The organism is Vibrio sp. CDRSL-10 TSBA (assembly GCA_039696685.1).
In the GTDB taxonomy this organism is placed as follows: domain Bacteria; phylum Pseudomonadota; class Gammaproteobacteria; order Enterobacterales; family Vibrionaceae; genus Vibrio.
Window position 1 is genome coordinate 21,173 of the sequence record CP155566.1, and the last position, 14,891, is coordinate 36,063.

The 14,891-nt window shown below is 40.4% G+C and carries 13 protein-coding genes and 1 pseudogene; 13 read left to right on the forward strand and 1 reads right to left on the reverse strand.

The window, feature by feature from the left end:
* The first annotated feature begins 428 nt into the window (after positions 1-428).
* From ABDK09_07420 to ABDK09_07450, 7 genes and pseudogenes are all read left to right on the forward strand, one after another.
* Positions 429-1,340 (forward strand): annotated as a pseudogene (locus ABDK09_07420) (YifB family Mg chelatase-like AAA ATPase).
* A gap of 142 nt (positions 1,341-1,482) precedes the next feature.
* A complete protein-coding gene (locus ABDK09_07425; GenBank protein ID XAW89551.1) occupies positions 1,483-3,123 on the forward strand; it encodes a hypothetical protein in 1,641 nt (546 codons plus the stop codon).
* A 193-nt stretch (positions 3,124-3,316) separates the two neighbouring features.
* Positions 3,317-3,889: a hypothetical protein gene (locus ABDK09_07430; protein XAW89552.1), complete on the forward strand. Its 573-nt coding sequence runs from the start codon at positions 3,317-3,319 to the stop codon at positions 3,887-3,889.
* Positions 3,883-4,824: a hypothetical protein gene (locus tag ABDK09_07435; protein ID XAW89553.1), complete on the forward strand. Its 942-nt coding sequence runs from the start codon at positions 3,883-3,885 to the stop codon at positions 4,822-4,824. Before ABDK09_07430 ends, ABDK09_07435 begins: the two co-directional genes overlap by 7 nt.
* Positions 4,825-4,870: 46 nt before the next feature.
* Complete coding sequence (locus ABDK09_07440; protein XAW89554.1) at positions 4,871-6,220, forward strand: hypothetical protein; 1,350 nt, start codon at positions 4,871-4,873, stop codon at positions 6,218-6,220.
* An 11-nt stretch (positions 6,221-6,231) separates the two neighbouring features.
* The gene (locus ABDK09_07445) at positions 6,232-6,756 is read left to right on the forward strand and encodes a hypothetical protein (protein ID XAW89555.1); all 525 of its coding nucleotides are present in this window, start codon (positions 6,232-6,234) and stop codon (positions 6,754-6,756) included.
* The gene (locus ABDK09_07450) at positions 6,753-8,153 is read left to right on the forward strand and encodes a tyrosine-type recombinase/integrase (protein ID XAW89556.1); all 1,401 of its coding nucleotides are present in this window, start codon (positions 6,753-6,755) and stop codon (positions 8,151-8,153) included. The genes ABDK09_07445 and ABDK09_07450 overlap by 4 nt, the downstream gene beginning before the upstream one ends.
* Positions 8,154-8,413: 260 nt before the next feature.
* Here the strand turns inward: ABDK09_07450 and ABDK09_07455 are convergent, their stop codons facing one another.
* The gene (locus ABDK09_07455; GenBank protein ID XAW89557.1) at positions 8,414-8,704 is read right to left on the reverse strand and encodes a DUF1778 domain-containing protein; all 291 of its coding nucleotides are present in this window, start codon (positions 8,702-8,704) and stop codon (positions 8,414-8,416) included.
* A 567-nt stretch (positions 8,705-9,271) separates the two neighbouring features.
* Here ABDK09_07455 and ABDK09_07460 point away from each other — a divergent pair.
* From ABDK09_07460 to ABDK09_07485, 6 genes are all read left to right on the forward strand, one after another.
* Positions 9,272-10,660, forward strand: a complete 1,389-nt coding sequence (locus ABDK09_07460) for a hypothetical protein (GenBank protein XAW89558.1) — start codon at positions 9,272-9,274, stop codon at positions 10,658-10,660.
* Positions 10,650-11,411 carry an ATP-binding domain-containing protein gene (locus ABDK09_07465; protein XAW89559.1) on the forward strand — a complete coding sequence of 254 codons (762 nt, stop codon included), beginning with the start codon at positions 10,650-10,652 and terminating at the stop codon, positions 11,409-11,411. The genes ABDK09_07460 and ABDK09_07465 overlap by 11 nt, the downstream gene beginning before the upstream one ends.
* Entirely contained in the window at positions 11,412-12,149 is a 738-nt protein-coding gene (locus ABDK09_07470; GenBank protein XAW89560.1) for a DUF2290 domain-containing protein, read from the forward strand.
* 516 nt (positions 12,150-12,665) lie between these two features.
* Positions 12,666-13,208: a hypothetical protein gene (locus ABDK09_07475; GenBank protein XAW89561.1), complete on the forward strand. Its 543-nt coding sequence runs from the start codon at positions 12,666-12,668 to the stop codon at positions 13,206-13,208.
* Positions 13,209-13,573: 365 nt separating this feature from the next.
* Complete coding sequence (locus tag ABDK09_07480; protein ID XAW89562.1) at positions 13,574-13,996, forward strand: hypothetical protein; 423 nt, start codon at positions 13,574-13,576, stop codon at positions 13,994-13,996.
* 13 nt (positions 13,997-14,009) lie between these two features.
* A complete protein-coding gene (locus tag ABDK09_07485; GenBank protein ID XAW89563.1) occupies positions 14,010-14,795 on the forward strand; it encodes an alpha/beta hydrolase in 786 nt (261 codons plus the stop codon).
* Positions 14,796-14,891: the final 96 nt, after the last annotated feature.

The following is a 14,891-nucleotide window of genomic DNA, read 5'->3' on the forward strand; positions in this document are numbered from 1 at the left end:
CACGTCATGTGCGGGCTCCCATTCTTCCTATTATACTGAGTAAATTATCATCAGTATGTGCTTTTTTAAGTCTATTCAGTTGCAAAAAAACCCCCGGACTTTTCAGTGCGGGGGTTTTTTGAATCTGGTCTTTATTTTGCGCCCACAAGCCCCCGCGCGGTCATAATCAGGACCACGATAATAAGGCTAATCAGAGAGTTGAAACGGGCGTATAAATTCATCTTACTTATTCTGAATAATTGTCGTACCTGAGTACGAAAGTGTTTGCGTCCTTAGTGGTAACACACATTTCCGTTATCTGACAAGCAAAAACTCATTCTTTTTTCATATTCCGATTTTTGTGCGCCGGGTTATATAACCAGTCAGGCGCGGAGTAAGCAAGCTAATAGCCGGGCTGAATGGTTTTTAATCAATCACTAAGGACAGACATGGGACTTGCGATTATTCACAGCCGGGCTAGTATCGGCGTTCAGGCTCCGGAGGTGACGGTGGAAGTACACATCAGTAACGGTATGCCGGGTTTTACTCTGGTCGGACTGCCAGAGACCACAGTTAAAGAGTCGCGCGACCGGGTACGCAGTGCGATCATCAATTCCAAATTTGAATTTCCGGCCAAGCGGATTACTGTCAATCTGGCCCCGGCGGATCTGCCGAAAGAGGGCGGCCGTTTTGACCTGCCGATTGCGCTCGGTATTCTCGCGGCCTCAGAGCAGATCCCGGACAGCAAGCTGAATGAGCATGAATTTATCGGTGAGCTGGCGCTGTCGGGGGAGATCCGCAGTGTAAAAGGCGTCCTGCCGGCGGCGCTCGCGGCTAATCAGGCCCGGCGTCATCTGGTGGTGCCGCATTATAACGGCGATCAGGCTGCATTAGTCGGCGCGGATCGTCATCGCTCGGCGCAGACTCTGCTGGAGGTGTGCGCGGATTTGTGCGGTCAGCAGAGTTTGTCGCTGTTTCAGAGTGAGGCGACCGGGAGTGCGCCGCAAGCGAGTCGCGACCTGCAGGATATAATTGGTCAGCAACAGGGTAAGCGGGCGCTGGAGATAGCCGCGGCCGGCAATCATAATTTACTGTTCCTCGGCCCGCCCGGCACCGGCAAAACCATGCTTGCTTCGCGCTTGTGCGATCTGCTGCCGCAGATGAGCGATGCTGAAGCGATGGAGACGGCCTCGGTGGCGTCGCTGACTCAGCAGGAGATCAATCAGCACAACTGGAAACTGCGGCCGTTTCGCGCCCCGCATCATTCAAGCTCGATGGCAGCGTTGGTCGGAGGCGGAACGATTCCCCGTCCGGGCGAAATCTCGCTGGCGCATAACGGACTGCTGTTTTTAGATGAAATCATTTTTTTCTCAATTTAATTATATTGTCAATTGTTTATAAGTCTTTGATATTTATGCTTTATGTATTATTATTTATAATATTTTACTATTGACACTTATCAAATGGCTGATAATACTGAGTGTAATTAACTGAATTGATATAATGAAATCATCAAATTTAAAAGATTATCCAAACTTACAGAACATTATTTCTAGCCCTCTGTCAGAGCTCTTCAAGAAAAATTTTTCATCTCCAAACTACACGTCAACTATAAGCAGCGCAGAGAGAGTCTACGCAGCGTTCATCGACATATCGGCGTTAGGAGTCAAAGCTAACGCCTATTGTGCTTTGGATATACTTAACGATGTACATAAGCTTAATCAGCAATACAGATGTTTTGTTGGCTTTCTTTATAGTTGCTTCTCTGATAGCCATTTATCCAAGTATAAGTACATCCTTGTTATAGATAAGTTTTATGCCAACTTAGCTGCTCAGGCTCAAAGTGAATTTTGTCCTGTTGAAGTCTCGAAGAGTGAGGTATCGGTAGATGTAGATGCTTGTATACGTGATTTTCAGATGATGCATAAAAGCGCTGAAAGGCTGAGCTACTACTCTGGATGGGCTGTCAAAAATAAAACAGGCGGTCAACACCAATTATCGCTGATTCAAGTATATGACCAGTATGGTTCAGAGTTTGTTGGGAAGTTGCATTCAGCTATTGACAATTGGTCATTTCGAGAATCGAAAAAAACATTATCTTCACTATTGGTATTACTTCATCGGTTACTTAACTCCTTTGTCTCGTTAATGCCGACGTACAGTGACTTTACGCAAAGGATGTCTTTAGATAACTCATATAGCACAATGGCATTGGTGTACAACTTCCAATTGTTACAGGCAAAGCAGAAAAAACAAAACCTCAAAAGCTTTCACGATAAATGGCGGACTAGCGTTGGTTTGTTTTACGATATATTTGTGCTCGAAAATCTTATAGATGAACCCCTTATACCCATCTTAGTGCCGAAGTTTAAGTCATCTTTAAGCAAGGTTAAGAATACTTCTGGGGAGGGCGCTTTTAGCGAAACTACTACTGTCTCACTAACGCCAATACCTTTGAGTTATTCTGATAGTAAAGCTAAAGAGGCTATCTTCGATAACATTCAACGAGACTTAGACCATGTAGTAATTTGTGCGGAACGGTCTGTTGAACAGACTATGCAATGTCTAAGGAGGGTGCAATTCTTATCATTGTTAGGAAAAGTTAAACTTCCAGAAGAAACATCCCTAACCTTAAATGAAAAAGGAAGAGTTTCTGGTTCGACTAACCCTAACTCCGTTGGGATAGGCAATATCTCCAATGTGGTCGCAACATTTCATCACTTTTTGTTTGATAAACCAGTTGTTCATTACGCTTCTTTCCTTGGTTTTTGTGGCAAAAATTCTCTTTTGACTCGTTTGTTGTGTTTACCAACTCAAGCTGTTTTATACCCATTTTTAGTACTACTCATAAATGAACATCCATTGATTACTCCATCATGGCTAGAAGCATGGCAATTATATGATGAACAAGGTCGCAGGGTTGGCTATAAGCAATCAAAAGATCAATGGGTTGCAGTTTCATATAAGGCTCGAAAAGGAAAAAACAAAGCTCAACAAGTGGTGATTTTGAATAAACGCTCAAAATATCTTGTGGATTGCATCATTGAGCTAACTAGTTTGTGTCGAACATACATGCGACGCAAGAATATGGATGGGCATCGTTATATGTTGATTATTGCTAACTCTGTGGGAAACTGCGCCTAAAAGAGTCAACAAGATAATTAGCCCTCATAACAACGGTAATCAACTAAAAGCTTTCTGTGCCCCCTCATTTAAGCAGGGAAAGCTTCACCTTTCTGAACAAGAGGCGGCTCAAGTATCAAGCAATATAACGTTAAGAAAGGTTCGAGAGTCCAAAAGCCTATGTGTTTATTTTCAAACTCAGTCCGTCCACGCAATGTCTGAGGCTTTGGGCCATGCTAGATATCAACCAGGGTTGTTAGAACGATATTTACCAAAGCCTTTGTGGGAGTATTTTACTAATCGATGGATTAGGCAGTTCCAAAACGCAATAGTTTATGAAGCGATGAAAGGTTCAGATATGGTGTTTGACTGTATCGATGTTAGAGAGGAAGAACTAGCTGATTTTATTGAAAATCATGGGCTAAAGGACTTGCCTTCACATATTAATAATGGCAAAAGAATGGCGCAAGATTTGAGTAACGATGAAGTCTTGAACGATAGGGATGAATCTGTTTATACCGTTTCTGTTGGGCTGTTTCAGGTGTTTTTCGCCATTGTTTCGATAGTAGAAGCTTGTGGCGAAAGTGATTGTTTAACTAGTACTGCTCAAAAATGGCTTGAGTCAGCTTACTTTGTTCTCAACCATATCGAACTGAATTTCTGTGTGGAAAAAAAGGGGTCAGGTATCGGTAAAATGCTTTTGGACTCTGATGTCGTTTATATGTACGAATTAGCAAAAGCTAACCCGTTGAATTTGGAAAGCATTAAGGGGGCCGTTTTATGCTAAAGCTTGTGTTAAAAGACGATGAGTTTGAGTTGGTCTCAAAGATTAATGAAGGCACACTGGATATCAACAACTTGAATGATTATGAACAAGAACAACTGCGATCTGTAATGGTTAACAATGCTCATGTTCACAATGAAATCTTTGCTCTGTCAAAAAAAGCACTAACACCAATAGTTGAGGTCTATCAGCTAGATACCTTGTCTCCCTACTGGTTAGATGAGAGCACCAGATTTGAAAGTGATGTATGGATTATCAAACTGGAAAAAAAGTCCAAGACACTTGATTTTAATGTTCGGCTGGATGATGGGTTAAAACTAACATCGAAAAAGCATGCACCACTATTGAAGTCGTTTAAGTATTGGATCATTTCTCAAGGTAATCCCATGGTTAACGGCGGTAAAGTACTTACACCGAAAAAGACGCTTAACAATATAAACAAAGTATTGCTATTCATAGATTTTCTTCTAATTAACTCTACAGTTCTGAAACTATCAAAGCGGCACCTTGCGGTTTTAAGTGAGAGCGTTATTCTAGATTTATTAGTGAGGATTGCTTCTGGAGGTAGGGAGCAAGGAGTATATGATTTTGGTCATGCTGTAGGCTCATATCTCAAGGAGCACTTAGGAAGTGTTACCAGTGAAGAAATTAAAAAACTTAAAGAACAATACCCATACTTAAATAGTAAGAGGCGGTTGTTGTTTGACTCTACGTTAGGCCTTGACGGTGCAGATTTGGACAAGGCTTGTTGTTATTTGTATAAGCAAGGAGCATACACCTCTGGTGGCTCTATCCTCCCTCATCCTAATAGTGCTTACTTTCGAAAGCTCTATCCCAACACTATATCGATAGGGCCACACAGTTTCTCTAAATTAGAAGGGCTAGCAATAAAAGACACATTGCAGTTTACTGAGCATCAAGCTGTTTCCCGTGCGTAATTGTGACACGGATAATCTGTCACAGTCTGCGATAAGGAATTACTTGGTGATTATTCGCTCAATAATTATGGTAAACAAGTTTACTGACGCTGCTCCTGTTAATAGTAAGGAGTTTAAGAATATAACGTTAGCTAGAATCAATCAGCACATAGAAATTCAAAGCGTTGGAAGGTATAGAACCTTACCAGCTTCTGTAGTGTTCAGCTCTATACGCAGTGCTTTTGAATTTACTCTTAGTTATGCCGATGAAATCCTAGAGGGAGCCTTTAACTGTATTGCCAACAAGCCATCAAAGAAGCGGTGGCGTGGGACTATCATCAGTACGGAATTTAAAGCTGAAGGCTATAAGGAGTTACTTCCTCAAGGGCTTCTCGATCTTGGAATAGACGTTTGGTCGATAAATGACAATGACTCTTTGCGCTTTGTTAAGAGGCGTCAGAACCAAGGTTTTGTTGACATGTTTAATGTTCTAATGGGGTCTCTTCAAGTAATAGTCGGTGCGACAATGGCGAGGCGTCAGGGGGAGCTATTAGATTTATGCCCTACAAATTGTTTGTTGCCATCAGGTATTGATCCAGCACAAAACAGAGACATGGATTTTTCTCTTGTTTTTGAGAATCGTAAATCTGGTATTGGAGGTCAATATGCATCTAGAGAAATTCTTAGTCGACCAATTTTGAACTCAGTTGCTGCTCTAATCTACAAACTGCAAATATTTAACTCCCGATTAATAGACTCTGGTCTATGTAAGTATGAAGATCTAAGCTTATTCAACAACTTAAATTCTTACTATTTTAGTATTGGAAAAGTTTCGGCTCCTACCTTTAATCGTCACTTTGATGCTTTTTGTGATTACTTCGAGACAAGAGTGATTAAGTTAGGACAAGATGAATATTTAAGATACTACCTTAGGCAGCATCAGTTGCGCCGATTTTTTGCGATGGTGTTTTTTTGGTCTAAGTCATACCAAGGTATGGAAGCGTTGAGCTACTTTCTGGCTCATACTGATTTAGAGCATTTGTACCACTATGTAACAGAGGGAGTTTCAGGAGAAGTACTATCAGGAGTTAAAGCGAGAGCCATTCTAGATAGTTATGAGTCTGATCTAATTAAGAACATTGAAAAGTTAGAGCCCATTCTGAAAAAACGATTTGGAGCTAAAGCTGTTCGAATCCAAAGTTTAACTGAGGCTGTTGATAATTATGAGGATGAAGAAGATTTTTCAACTTCAACACCTATAGATAAGCTAGCTCAAGAATCCGAAGCTGAAATGCAGATATTGGAGTTGCTAGAAAATCAGCTGATTGATTTGAAGCCAGAGTTTTTCACGTTGGTAAATAATGATGGTAGTGAAATTAGAGATTTCACCTTGGTTCTTCATGTCACAGATCAATAGGAAGGCTAAATATGAGAAAGAAAGAGCAAAATCAGCGATCTATAATGTCTCTAGTAACACTTTTAAAGCAAGTAGTGGATGACCCTGCTTCGTTCCATAATGATGATGGTTTTATAGATGCTTTGAAGTCGCAAAATTCATTGGCTCAATTTAAACGAACTTCTCAGGGAATACTCGGTTGCTCTCTCAATACACATAAATCTATTGCTGAAACTGTATTGGTAAGAGGGTATGTAGAGCTTGATGAACATAGAAAAAATGCCCAGATTGCGGTAGCAAACTTTCGTGAGCGAAAGTCTGGTTCGAATAAGCAGACTAAAGCTGGGCTTGGGAAGAAAGTTCAAGAGCTTGAGGGAGATGTTGCCATATTGGAACGACAGAACTTTCTTTTGAGCTCTCTTGTTGAGAGCCTAAGGTCAAAGTTACAACATTATGTGATTGCAAGTGAGAAGGAAGAGCTCGTAGTTGATTTCAGTGAGTTCAACAAGGAACTTCAAGCTAAGTTAAGCTACACCCTTTATGGATCTTTAGAATGAAGAAACAACTTACATCATCACTGGGAGACTTTGAAATATGGGATTACTTCAGTCCAATAGATAACAGGCTGCATTTTGTTGAAGCCGTAGATATCCCGTTTATTAGATACCCCAATAGAGTTCCATGCTTTGAGGCCAATTTATATATGCAATCTAAATTGCATCAAGGACTATCGCGTAAAATTAAAGGGGGAACCCTTAGGACTTATGCAATGAACATCGCTCATTTAATCCGATATTGTTATAATAATGGGTTGAGATTTTCACAACTTAATGACTCCAGTTTTACTCTGTTTATCAGAGGTCTTCAAGCTGAGACGAACTTAAAAGGTGAGAGAATTCGAGGGGTGAATCAGGTTCTTAAAATAGGTAGGCAGTGTATAGATTTCCTGTTGTTTATTGGCAATTTACACTCTCTTAAAGGGTTTGTTGGGATCGGCCAAGAGTCAGCAATAAGAATTGTTGAAAAAAAGCATAAGATAAATATTGAGGATTCAAATAAGAAAAAGGAGATATGCTTTTTTGAACATAAAAGTTTCCCTACACCTCAAGCCGTGAAAAGAAGGAGTCCGATTTCTAATGATGCTGCCTCAAAGATAAAGGGTGTAATTGATGAACAGCCAGACAAGCATATTAGACGCCGTGACAGGTGTATTTATCAATCTCTTGAGCAAACAGGAGCTAGACGAACAGAAGTTACTTTGCTAAGAGTTAGTGATGTGATGTCTGCTTTGGATAACGGTACCGAGTGCCCATTACTTCAGTTAAAAACGCTTAAGAGAAAAGACAATACAACATATCGTGCACTCCCTGTTCCACGAGTGTTTTTAGAAAACTTGCATAATTACATAAGAACTACTAGGCGGAAGATTATCAAATCCACTATTGGTATCAGTAATGATCATGGTTTTCTGTTTGTCTCACATACAACAGGTCAGCAGCTTTCTCCTGATACGATTAGCACATATATGATTAAGTGGCGAAAAGCTGCTGGTATTGAGGAAGCCGCATTTGCTCATTTGCTCAGACATGCATTTATTACTGAAAAACTTAAATGCTTGATTTTGGAGTACGACTTTGAGTCAAAAGATGAATTCAGAAAATCGTTATACAATACCAAGCAGTTTAAGATGCAACTGAAAGAATGGACGGGACATACCCAACTATATTCCTTAGATACTTACATCGACATTGCGTTTTCTGATTTGTCAGGAATTAAGAAAACCTACAGCCTAGTTTCGCTACGGTCATCCGTAGACATTATTGAGGATAAGATTGAGGAGCTTGAGCTAGATTTACAGAAAGGTACAAAAACCTTTTTTGAAGTTACTCAGGAGCTTCAAGGGGTATTAACGGCTTTTAGACTCGATATAAATAGAAGCATTGAAGTTACCTGATGTACACTTACTTGGCTTATATGAAGTGACGAACTGGCAGTGTGATGGAGTTTAATCATACAGCATTGCCATCGAATCAGCGCGTAGAGCAATCTTCTTATAGAGATACCGTTTCGGTATAACTTCTAGTATCTTAAATAGCCGCCGACCACCGTATACAGAGGTGGTCTCCTTCTTCATTCTGGTAAATCGAAGCAGTATCAATATGGTGATAACCTGGCTTTAGTGCATAGCTAACCGCAGTTTTTGCTTTCTCTTGACTAGCCTGCCAAACGCCCGGTTATAGTTTCCTTATGCATTCGAGCCGCTTTAAGAAACTTGTCATTCATTTGTACTGGCTTATCTAACGCTTCAACAAAAGCCAAGGCCTCCATTGAGCACAGTGCAATTCGGTGGTTTTGCTCGATCAGTCTTTTTGCCTCTGCAATGGCTGCATGGACAACAAAGCTATTCAGCGAAGAAAAACCGGATAATGACAGGGCTTGCTCTAAGAGTTCGCGGTTTGTTGTATCGACACTTGCAGTAATGCAGTCGTTAGTGGTATTGGCCATTACCAACCTCCTTCGCTTATGGCGATGTTTTATCAATTACTAACAATATCGTCTGCTGCGAAACCTTTGCGTGACCAGAAGTCCCGATATCACCCTGTGAAACGCTGAAGTTACCTTCATAGTGTAATCTACTCCTTCAAAAACATCTTTCAATTAATGTGACAAAATGACACCTCTTTTTTTAATGAGGCCATGATGAACGCCAAAAGGGGGAAGTGGTCAACATTGGTGTTTAGCACTAAAGTATCATACTAAAATGGCAGTGATCTGAGTCGGTACGCCGTCATTTCTAAATCGGAAATGCCCCATTGTGAGTTATGAATGCAAGCTTAAGCATCAATGATTTGGTAACTTTATATATAAATGGTAATGAATGGCAAAAGGAAAGACCTGACCCCATTAGCGTAGGGTGTAAATTTTTGCGCGGTTTGTGTCAACTCTTACATATCACCTTTATATTTCTTCAGTAAGGTGAAACGGGTCTCTAGTTTAGTTAGTTGCAGTAGCCGAGATATTAGCTAGTCTGTATTATTGTCAAAAACCGTACACAACAAGGTCTTAATGGCTATGGAAACAGTAATTACTTCGAAACACTTTGAAAGTGTACCGCTGGCAAAGTTAGTAGTTGATCACCTGAAAGGTAATAGCAAAGCTTTGGGTTTAGAGCAGGCTATTGTTTACTTTGGATTTCCGAAATTTTATGGATACGAATCTGAGGTAATGAAAACATCTGACTTAGTAATACTAAGTCAGCAACATGGCGTGTTAGCTCTGCGTTTTAGTGAGTTTGACGGTACTGTTTCCTCGGAAAAAATAGATGAAGAGTGGGATGAATACAGAAGTCTAATATTTTCAAATCTATACGAAAGTAAACTTCTTCGTACTAAGAAAAAGAGAGCACAAGAACTCAGTATTGGCTTCGACGCCTTTTTTTATACAGAGTCGATAGCAGGCTTAGACTGTGATGAAGACCTTTTTATTACTTCTATTACTGAGCTTACTGATACTCTAGCCATTATGAGAGAAGAGCTTGGTGCTCCTATCTCAGAAGATAAGTTCAATGAGTGCCGAGCTATATTGGAGGGCACTAAAGCACTGTCTTCGGATCAACAAAGGAATGTTGATGAGGGCGACAAAACCACTAAAGCATTCACTTTGATGAAGCTTGAAGAAGAGATTAAAACCTTCGATATTCGTCAAAGAAATAGTGCGGTCACTATTATTGACGGTCCTCAACGGATTCGTGGGTTAGCTGGTTCAGGGAAAACGGTTGTGTTGGCGATGAAAGCTGCTCATATCCACATGGAGTACCCTGAGAAGAAAATTCTTTTTACGTTTTTCACCAAAAGCCTCTATGTACATGTAAAAAACCTAATCACACGTTTTTATAGGCATTATAAAAAGGTTGATCCCAATTGGGATAACTTACAAATTAAGCATGCTTGGGGTGGGAGTGGTATAGATGGAGTTTACTACTCAGCATGTAATGATAATGGCATTCCCATTGTGAGTTTTCCTCAGGCTAAAGCGCAGTTACCGAACAACCCTTTTGAGTATGTTTGTTCGGATGCTTTAGCTAGCAATAAGCTTAGAGCTGTGTATGACTACGTACTAATGGATGAGGCTCAGGATATGACGCTGTCATTTTTCCGTCTTGTCTACCAAATCACTAAAGGGGAGCGAGATACAAAAAATATTATCTGGGGATACGATGAGCTACAAAATATCTTTAAGGTAAAAACCAGATCACCGAAAGAGCTATTTGGTCAAGACAGTGATGGTGAAGATTACATTGATCTTCAAAGAGCTGGGCGTCATTTACCTGAGTATTTAGACAACGATATTGTTCTTACTAAGTGTTACCGCAATCCTCGTGAAGTTCTTATTGCTGCTCATGCATTGGGTTTTGGTTTGTATCGAAAAGATGGATGTCCAGTTCAGAAACTTGGAAGATAAGGCTCACTGGGAGGATGTCGGTTATGATGTTCTTAAAGGAGACTTCGAGATTGGTAGTGAGATAATTCTAGAACGCCCAAGTAAAAATAGTCCGCTGTCGATATCAGCTTATGAGCCAGTAGAAGAGCTCATTAAATATCAATCTTTTCAGAATCTTAACCAAGAATCAGACTGGGTTGTCGATAATATTCGCTCTTTACTAGCCGATGGATTGAAGGCGGAAGATATAATGATCATCGCATTGGATGACCGCAACGCTCGTGGCTATTTTAAAGCAATTCAAAGTCGATTGTTCACACACGGCATTTCGTCGAATAATGTATTACTAAATCCTTATAGTTCGAAGTCGTTTATCGAAAAAGGGCAAGTGACGATGTCGACAATTCATCGTGCTAAGGGAAACGAAGCCCCTGCTGTGCTTGTTATAGGTATCGATTCTCTGTACTGGACCGAAGGTAGTCATTACTCGAGAAATAGAATCTTTACAGCCTTTACCAGAGCAAAAGCTTGGCTAAGAGTCAGCGGCATCGGTACAAGAGCTGAATTGTTTTTTGATGAACTACGAATGTCACTCACGAAGGCACCTCAGTTAGAGTTTGTGCAGCCGGATCCGAAGCGCATCGAGACGCTTCAACGAGATTTATCTGAAAAGAGCCAAAAATTAAAAGAACTCCAACGAAACTATCGTGAACAGCTTGAACTTTTAGGTGTTAGTGACGAAGAAAAAGTAGACTTCCTAAAGGGGATCTAAATGAAGCAGAAAAACTTCGATAGTGGGATTGTTCGTGCTATGGCTATATGCACTAAGCTAGGTTTAGAGCCTAAGATGCTCTCTCCCGTAAGTCTAAAGGTTAGCGATGGCTTCAATAAGGTAGCCTTAATGAGTCGTTCGACGCACGAAGAAATTTATTTCGAAGGACTAAATGAGGGATATTATAATTTTATTCTAAGTGATTTTTCGTACTTTCAGTTTTCATTTCGAGAGCTAAAACCTGATCCGAAGAAGCCTAAGCTATCCTATCCATATGAACTTCGAATGGCTTTTTATCCAAACCCTATGAATTCGAGTACATATTCTGATGAGCCAGACTCTCCGACAGACTTGCTACAAACCTACCATCAATATTACCTAGAGGATGAATGGTCATTCGAAGAATATACTCAAGCCCTTTGTGAGCTGAGAGCGAATATTACAACTCCTATATTACGCTACGACCTTAGTGAGCGGCAGCATAAAAGGGTCAACCATCCTATTGCTCATCTTCATTTAGGAGTTAATAACAGCTCTAGAATTGCAACCAATAAAGTGTTTACTCCAGAACTATTTACTACGTTCGTGTTGAGTAATTTTTATCGAACAAATTGGGAGTTATTGAGTGGTAGCGATTTGAAACTGGATCAAGAGTACAAAAGAGCAAAAGCGGACTGTGTAACTATTAAGTCAGATTTCTATTGTGATGTGCAGCGCGGAGCTTTAAACATTATTTGAGAGGACACTCATGTCACGATACCTTATTGAAGACGCACATTATCGATCTTGCTCTGGGGGCTGTTTTAGCCTTATGCCTATCGGAGTTTGCCATACTTAAGTTAATCTATCTTCTGCTAATTTAGCAACGTCACTGACACACTTCTGTCCATAGATGTGACAGCACGATCGCAGCTAGCACGTTTATGCCCCTTTTCTTGCTAACGCTTTTACTCAGTAGCAGATCGTGCCACTGGAATCGCAATACTTTTACTCATGACTGGCGATTGAGGGATCGCGGCCAAGAAAACTATGGGTTGAAAAATGTTACTTTGCTGAGTGTCCAGTTTTACTTTCAGGATTCAATATGCTTTTAGTCAATTAATTAGCCAAATGCTATGCTACAGTGGCGTATGAGTGCATGTTTAACTGATTAAGCAAAACAACTAGATCATCTGGGAGTGAGTTATTCAATGAAAAGAAACGATATTACCGATTGCAGCCTTACTACTATCAACTGTTGTTCATGCTGAGTGGTTGAACACTGATAATACCGATGAAATCACAGGTAAACGCACAGTGAGCGCATTTTCGTATGTTTACAAGCAAGATGAAAGTATTGGTGTGAGATGTGATGTTTCTGATAACAAGAAAAGCATAATGTTGACCTTTAATGCAGATAACGCATTAGGGACACCGAGAACCAACGTAGATATGTTTGTTAAAGTCGATGATAATCAGCCGATTAGCTTCCGAGGTCAACTATATACAAACTCATATCGTGCAGGATACGTCAACGCCAGCAGTGAGACAGAAGCAAACGTAAGTAAGTTACTTGCTCAGATGATTGCTGGTAATAAAGCATACGTGAAGATTCAAAATGACAGACGTTCAGAAATTGTTGACTTCAATGTCAGTCTTTCTGGTTTTACTGCTAAATCTAAGAAGGCACTATCAGCGTGTAGCTTTAATCCAAAAGCCAGAGAAATTACTCCAGAAGATAAAGCTCGTTTAAGTGAAATCTCATCAGAACTCAAGAAGCTGCAATCTGAGAAGACAGCCATCCTATCTAAATACTAATCTGAATTAGCTTGGACTGAATCTGTTACCTTTAAAGTCAAAGCTTAATTCGGTCTGGACAGATGACTACTCCTCATTTGTCCAGACCGTGCTCAGTGTGTGGCTGACACGGATCTGCCCCATTTCGTGTCGGCATAACAAACTAGACTCATTTCTTTTGTCATTAATTGGCTTACTTTAAGTAATGCTAAAAGTAGCTACGCTACTGGTCACTTTTTATTAAAAATTCATCATTTTCCCTAAATTGGATGAATTATTCCCATCGGAACTTTGAGACTTAGTGAGTAATATGTAATCACTTGATTAATTTTATCTCAGGGTCTATTCAGGCTCCGTATTGAGTACTGGTCAGTAAAGGTTAGGCAATGTCGCAATCAAAAATATCGATGAATAAACGTTTTCGCAGTGGAAGAGTTTTTGGCGTGTTTTCAGCACTAGCATCGGCGTTGATGATATTGCTTGGTCTCCTAGGATGTTCTGGGTTGAATACAACTGAACAAGACATTCATTCTTTAGAATTTAACATTTATCAGCAGCAAACCATTAGCGATGTAAAGACACATCGAGTGTTTCAACAGATGGCACAAGAAGATGAGCTGATTTTCAACTCCCCGAATGAGTGGGCACCCAAAGATATCCCGGAAGCAAGCAAACCAACTAAGGGAATATTGCTAGTACATGGATTAGGTGATTCTCCGTGGTCGTTTAGTGATCTTGCATTGGTATTATCAGAACAAGGTTTTTTAGTAAGGACGGTTTTATTGCCAGGGCATGGAAACGTCCCCTAATGACATGTTGGATGTGAGTGCTGAACAATGGCAGGAAGTTGTACATCAACAAGCGAAGCAGCTAGAGAAGGATGTTTCAGGAAAGGTGTACTTGGGAGGCTTTTCGACAGGAGCAAATCTTATTCTTGACTATGCCTATCAACATCCTTCTATTGCGGGCCTTGCATTATTTTCTCCGGGTTTTAAAAGCAGAGTGCCGTTTCAGTGGATAACGCCAGCATTGTCAAAGGTGAAGCCATGGTTAATGACTCCTGACAGTGATGTTGATGTCCAAACACCAGTGCGTTACATGACAGTCCCTACCAATGGATTTGCACAATATTATCGAACCAGCGTGTTAGCTCAAAAACTCCTTGAAAAACCTTATGACAAACCTGTGCTGATAGTGGCGACTGAGCACGATTCGGTGATAGATACGCCTTATCTTTTACAAGTGTTCCAACACAATTTTACCAATCCTAATAGCCGATTTATTTGGTATGGGAAATTGCCTGTTGAAGCCTCAGATACTTCAAGAATACTAGTTCGAACGGATAGAATCGACGCACAGCGTATCAGTCAGTTTTCACACATGGGAGTGCTGTTTTCACCAGATAACCCACTGTACGGAAGTCAGGGACAATTACGTATTTGTTTGAACAGTATGAACGCTGAAGAAAGAAAGGCGTGTGAAAATGGCTCGCCGTTGTGGTTTTCTGCCTGGGGGTATCATGAAGAAGGAAAAGTACACGCCAGATTAACATATAACCCTTACTTTTCATGGCAAAACGCTGTCATGTTTGATGTGTTAGGCGGCTAAAGTTTTAGATAAATTCATCACTTTCGATGTTTTTAGGGAATTAAATCGCTGCCATTTTAATCGGTACTCTCTAGAATATTAATCATTCGATTAATT

Coding starts and splice junctions, on each gene's coding strand:
- ABDK09_07425 (XAW89551.1), top strand. CDS start 1,483: ATGAAATCATCAAATTTAAAAGATTATCCAAACTTACAGAACATTATT.
- ABDK09_07430 (XAW89552.1), top strand. CDS start 3,317: ATGTCTGAGGCTTTGGGCCATGCTAGATATCAACCAGGGTTGTTAGAA.
- ABDK09_07435 (XAW89553.1), top strand. CDS start 3,883: ATGCTAAAGCTTGTGTTAAAAGACGATGAGTTTGAGTTGGTCTCAAAG.
- ABDK09_07445 (XAW89555.1), top strand. CDS start 6,232: ATGAGAAAGAAAGAGCAAAATCAGCGATCTATAATGTCTCTAGTAACA.
- ABDK09_07450 (XAW89556.1), top strand. CDS start 6,753: ATGAAGAAACAACTTACATCATCACTGGGAGACTTTGAAATATGGGAT.
- ABDK09_07455 (XAW89557.1), bottom strand. CDS start 8,704: ATGGCCAATACCACTAACGACTGCATTACTGCAAGTGTCGATACAACA.
- ABDK09_07460 (XAW89558.1), top strand. CDS start 9,272: ATGGAAACAGTAATTACTTCGAAACACTTTGAAAGTGTACCGCTGGCA.
- ABDK09_07470 (XAW89560.1), top strand. CDS start 11,412: ATGAAGCAGAAAAACTTCGATAGTGGGATTGTTCGTGCTATGGCTATA.
- ABDK09_07480 (XAW89562.1), top strand. CDS start 13,574: ATGTCGCAATCAAAAATATCGATGAATAAACGTTTTCGCAGTGGAAGA.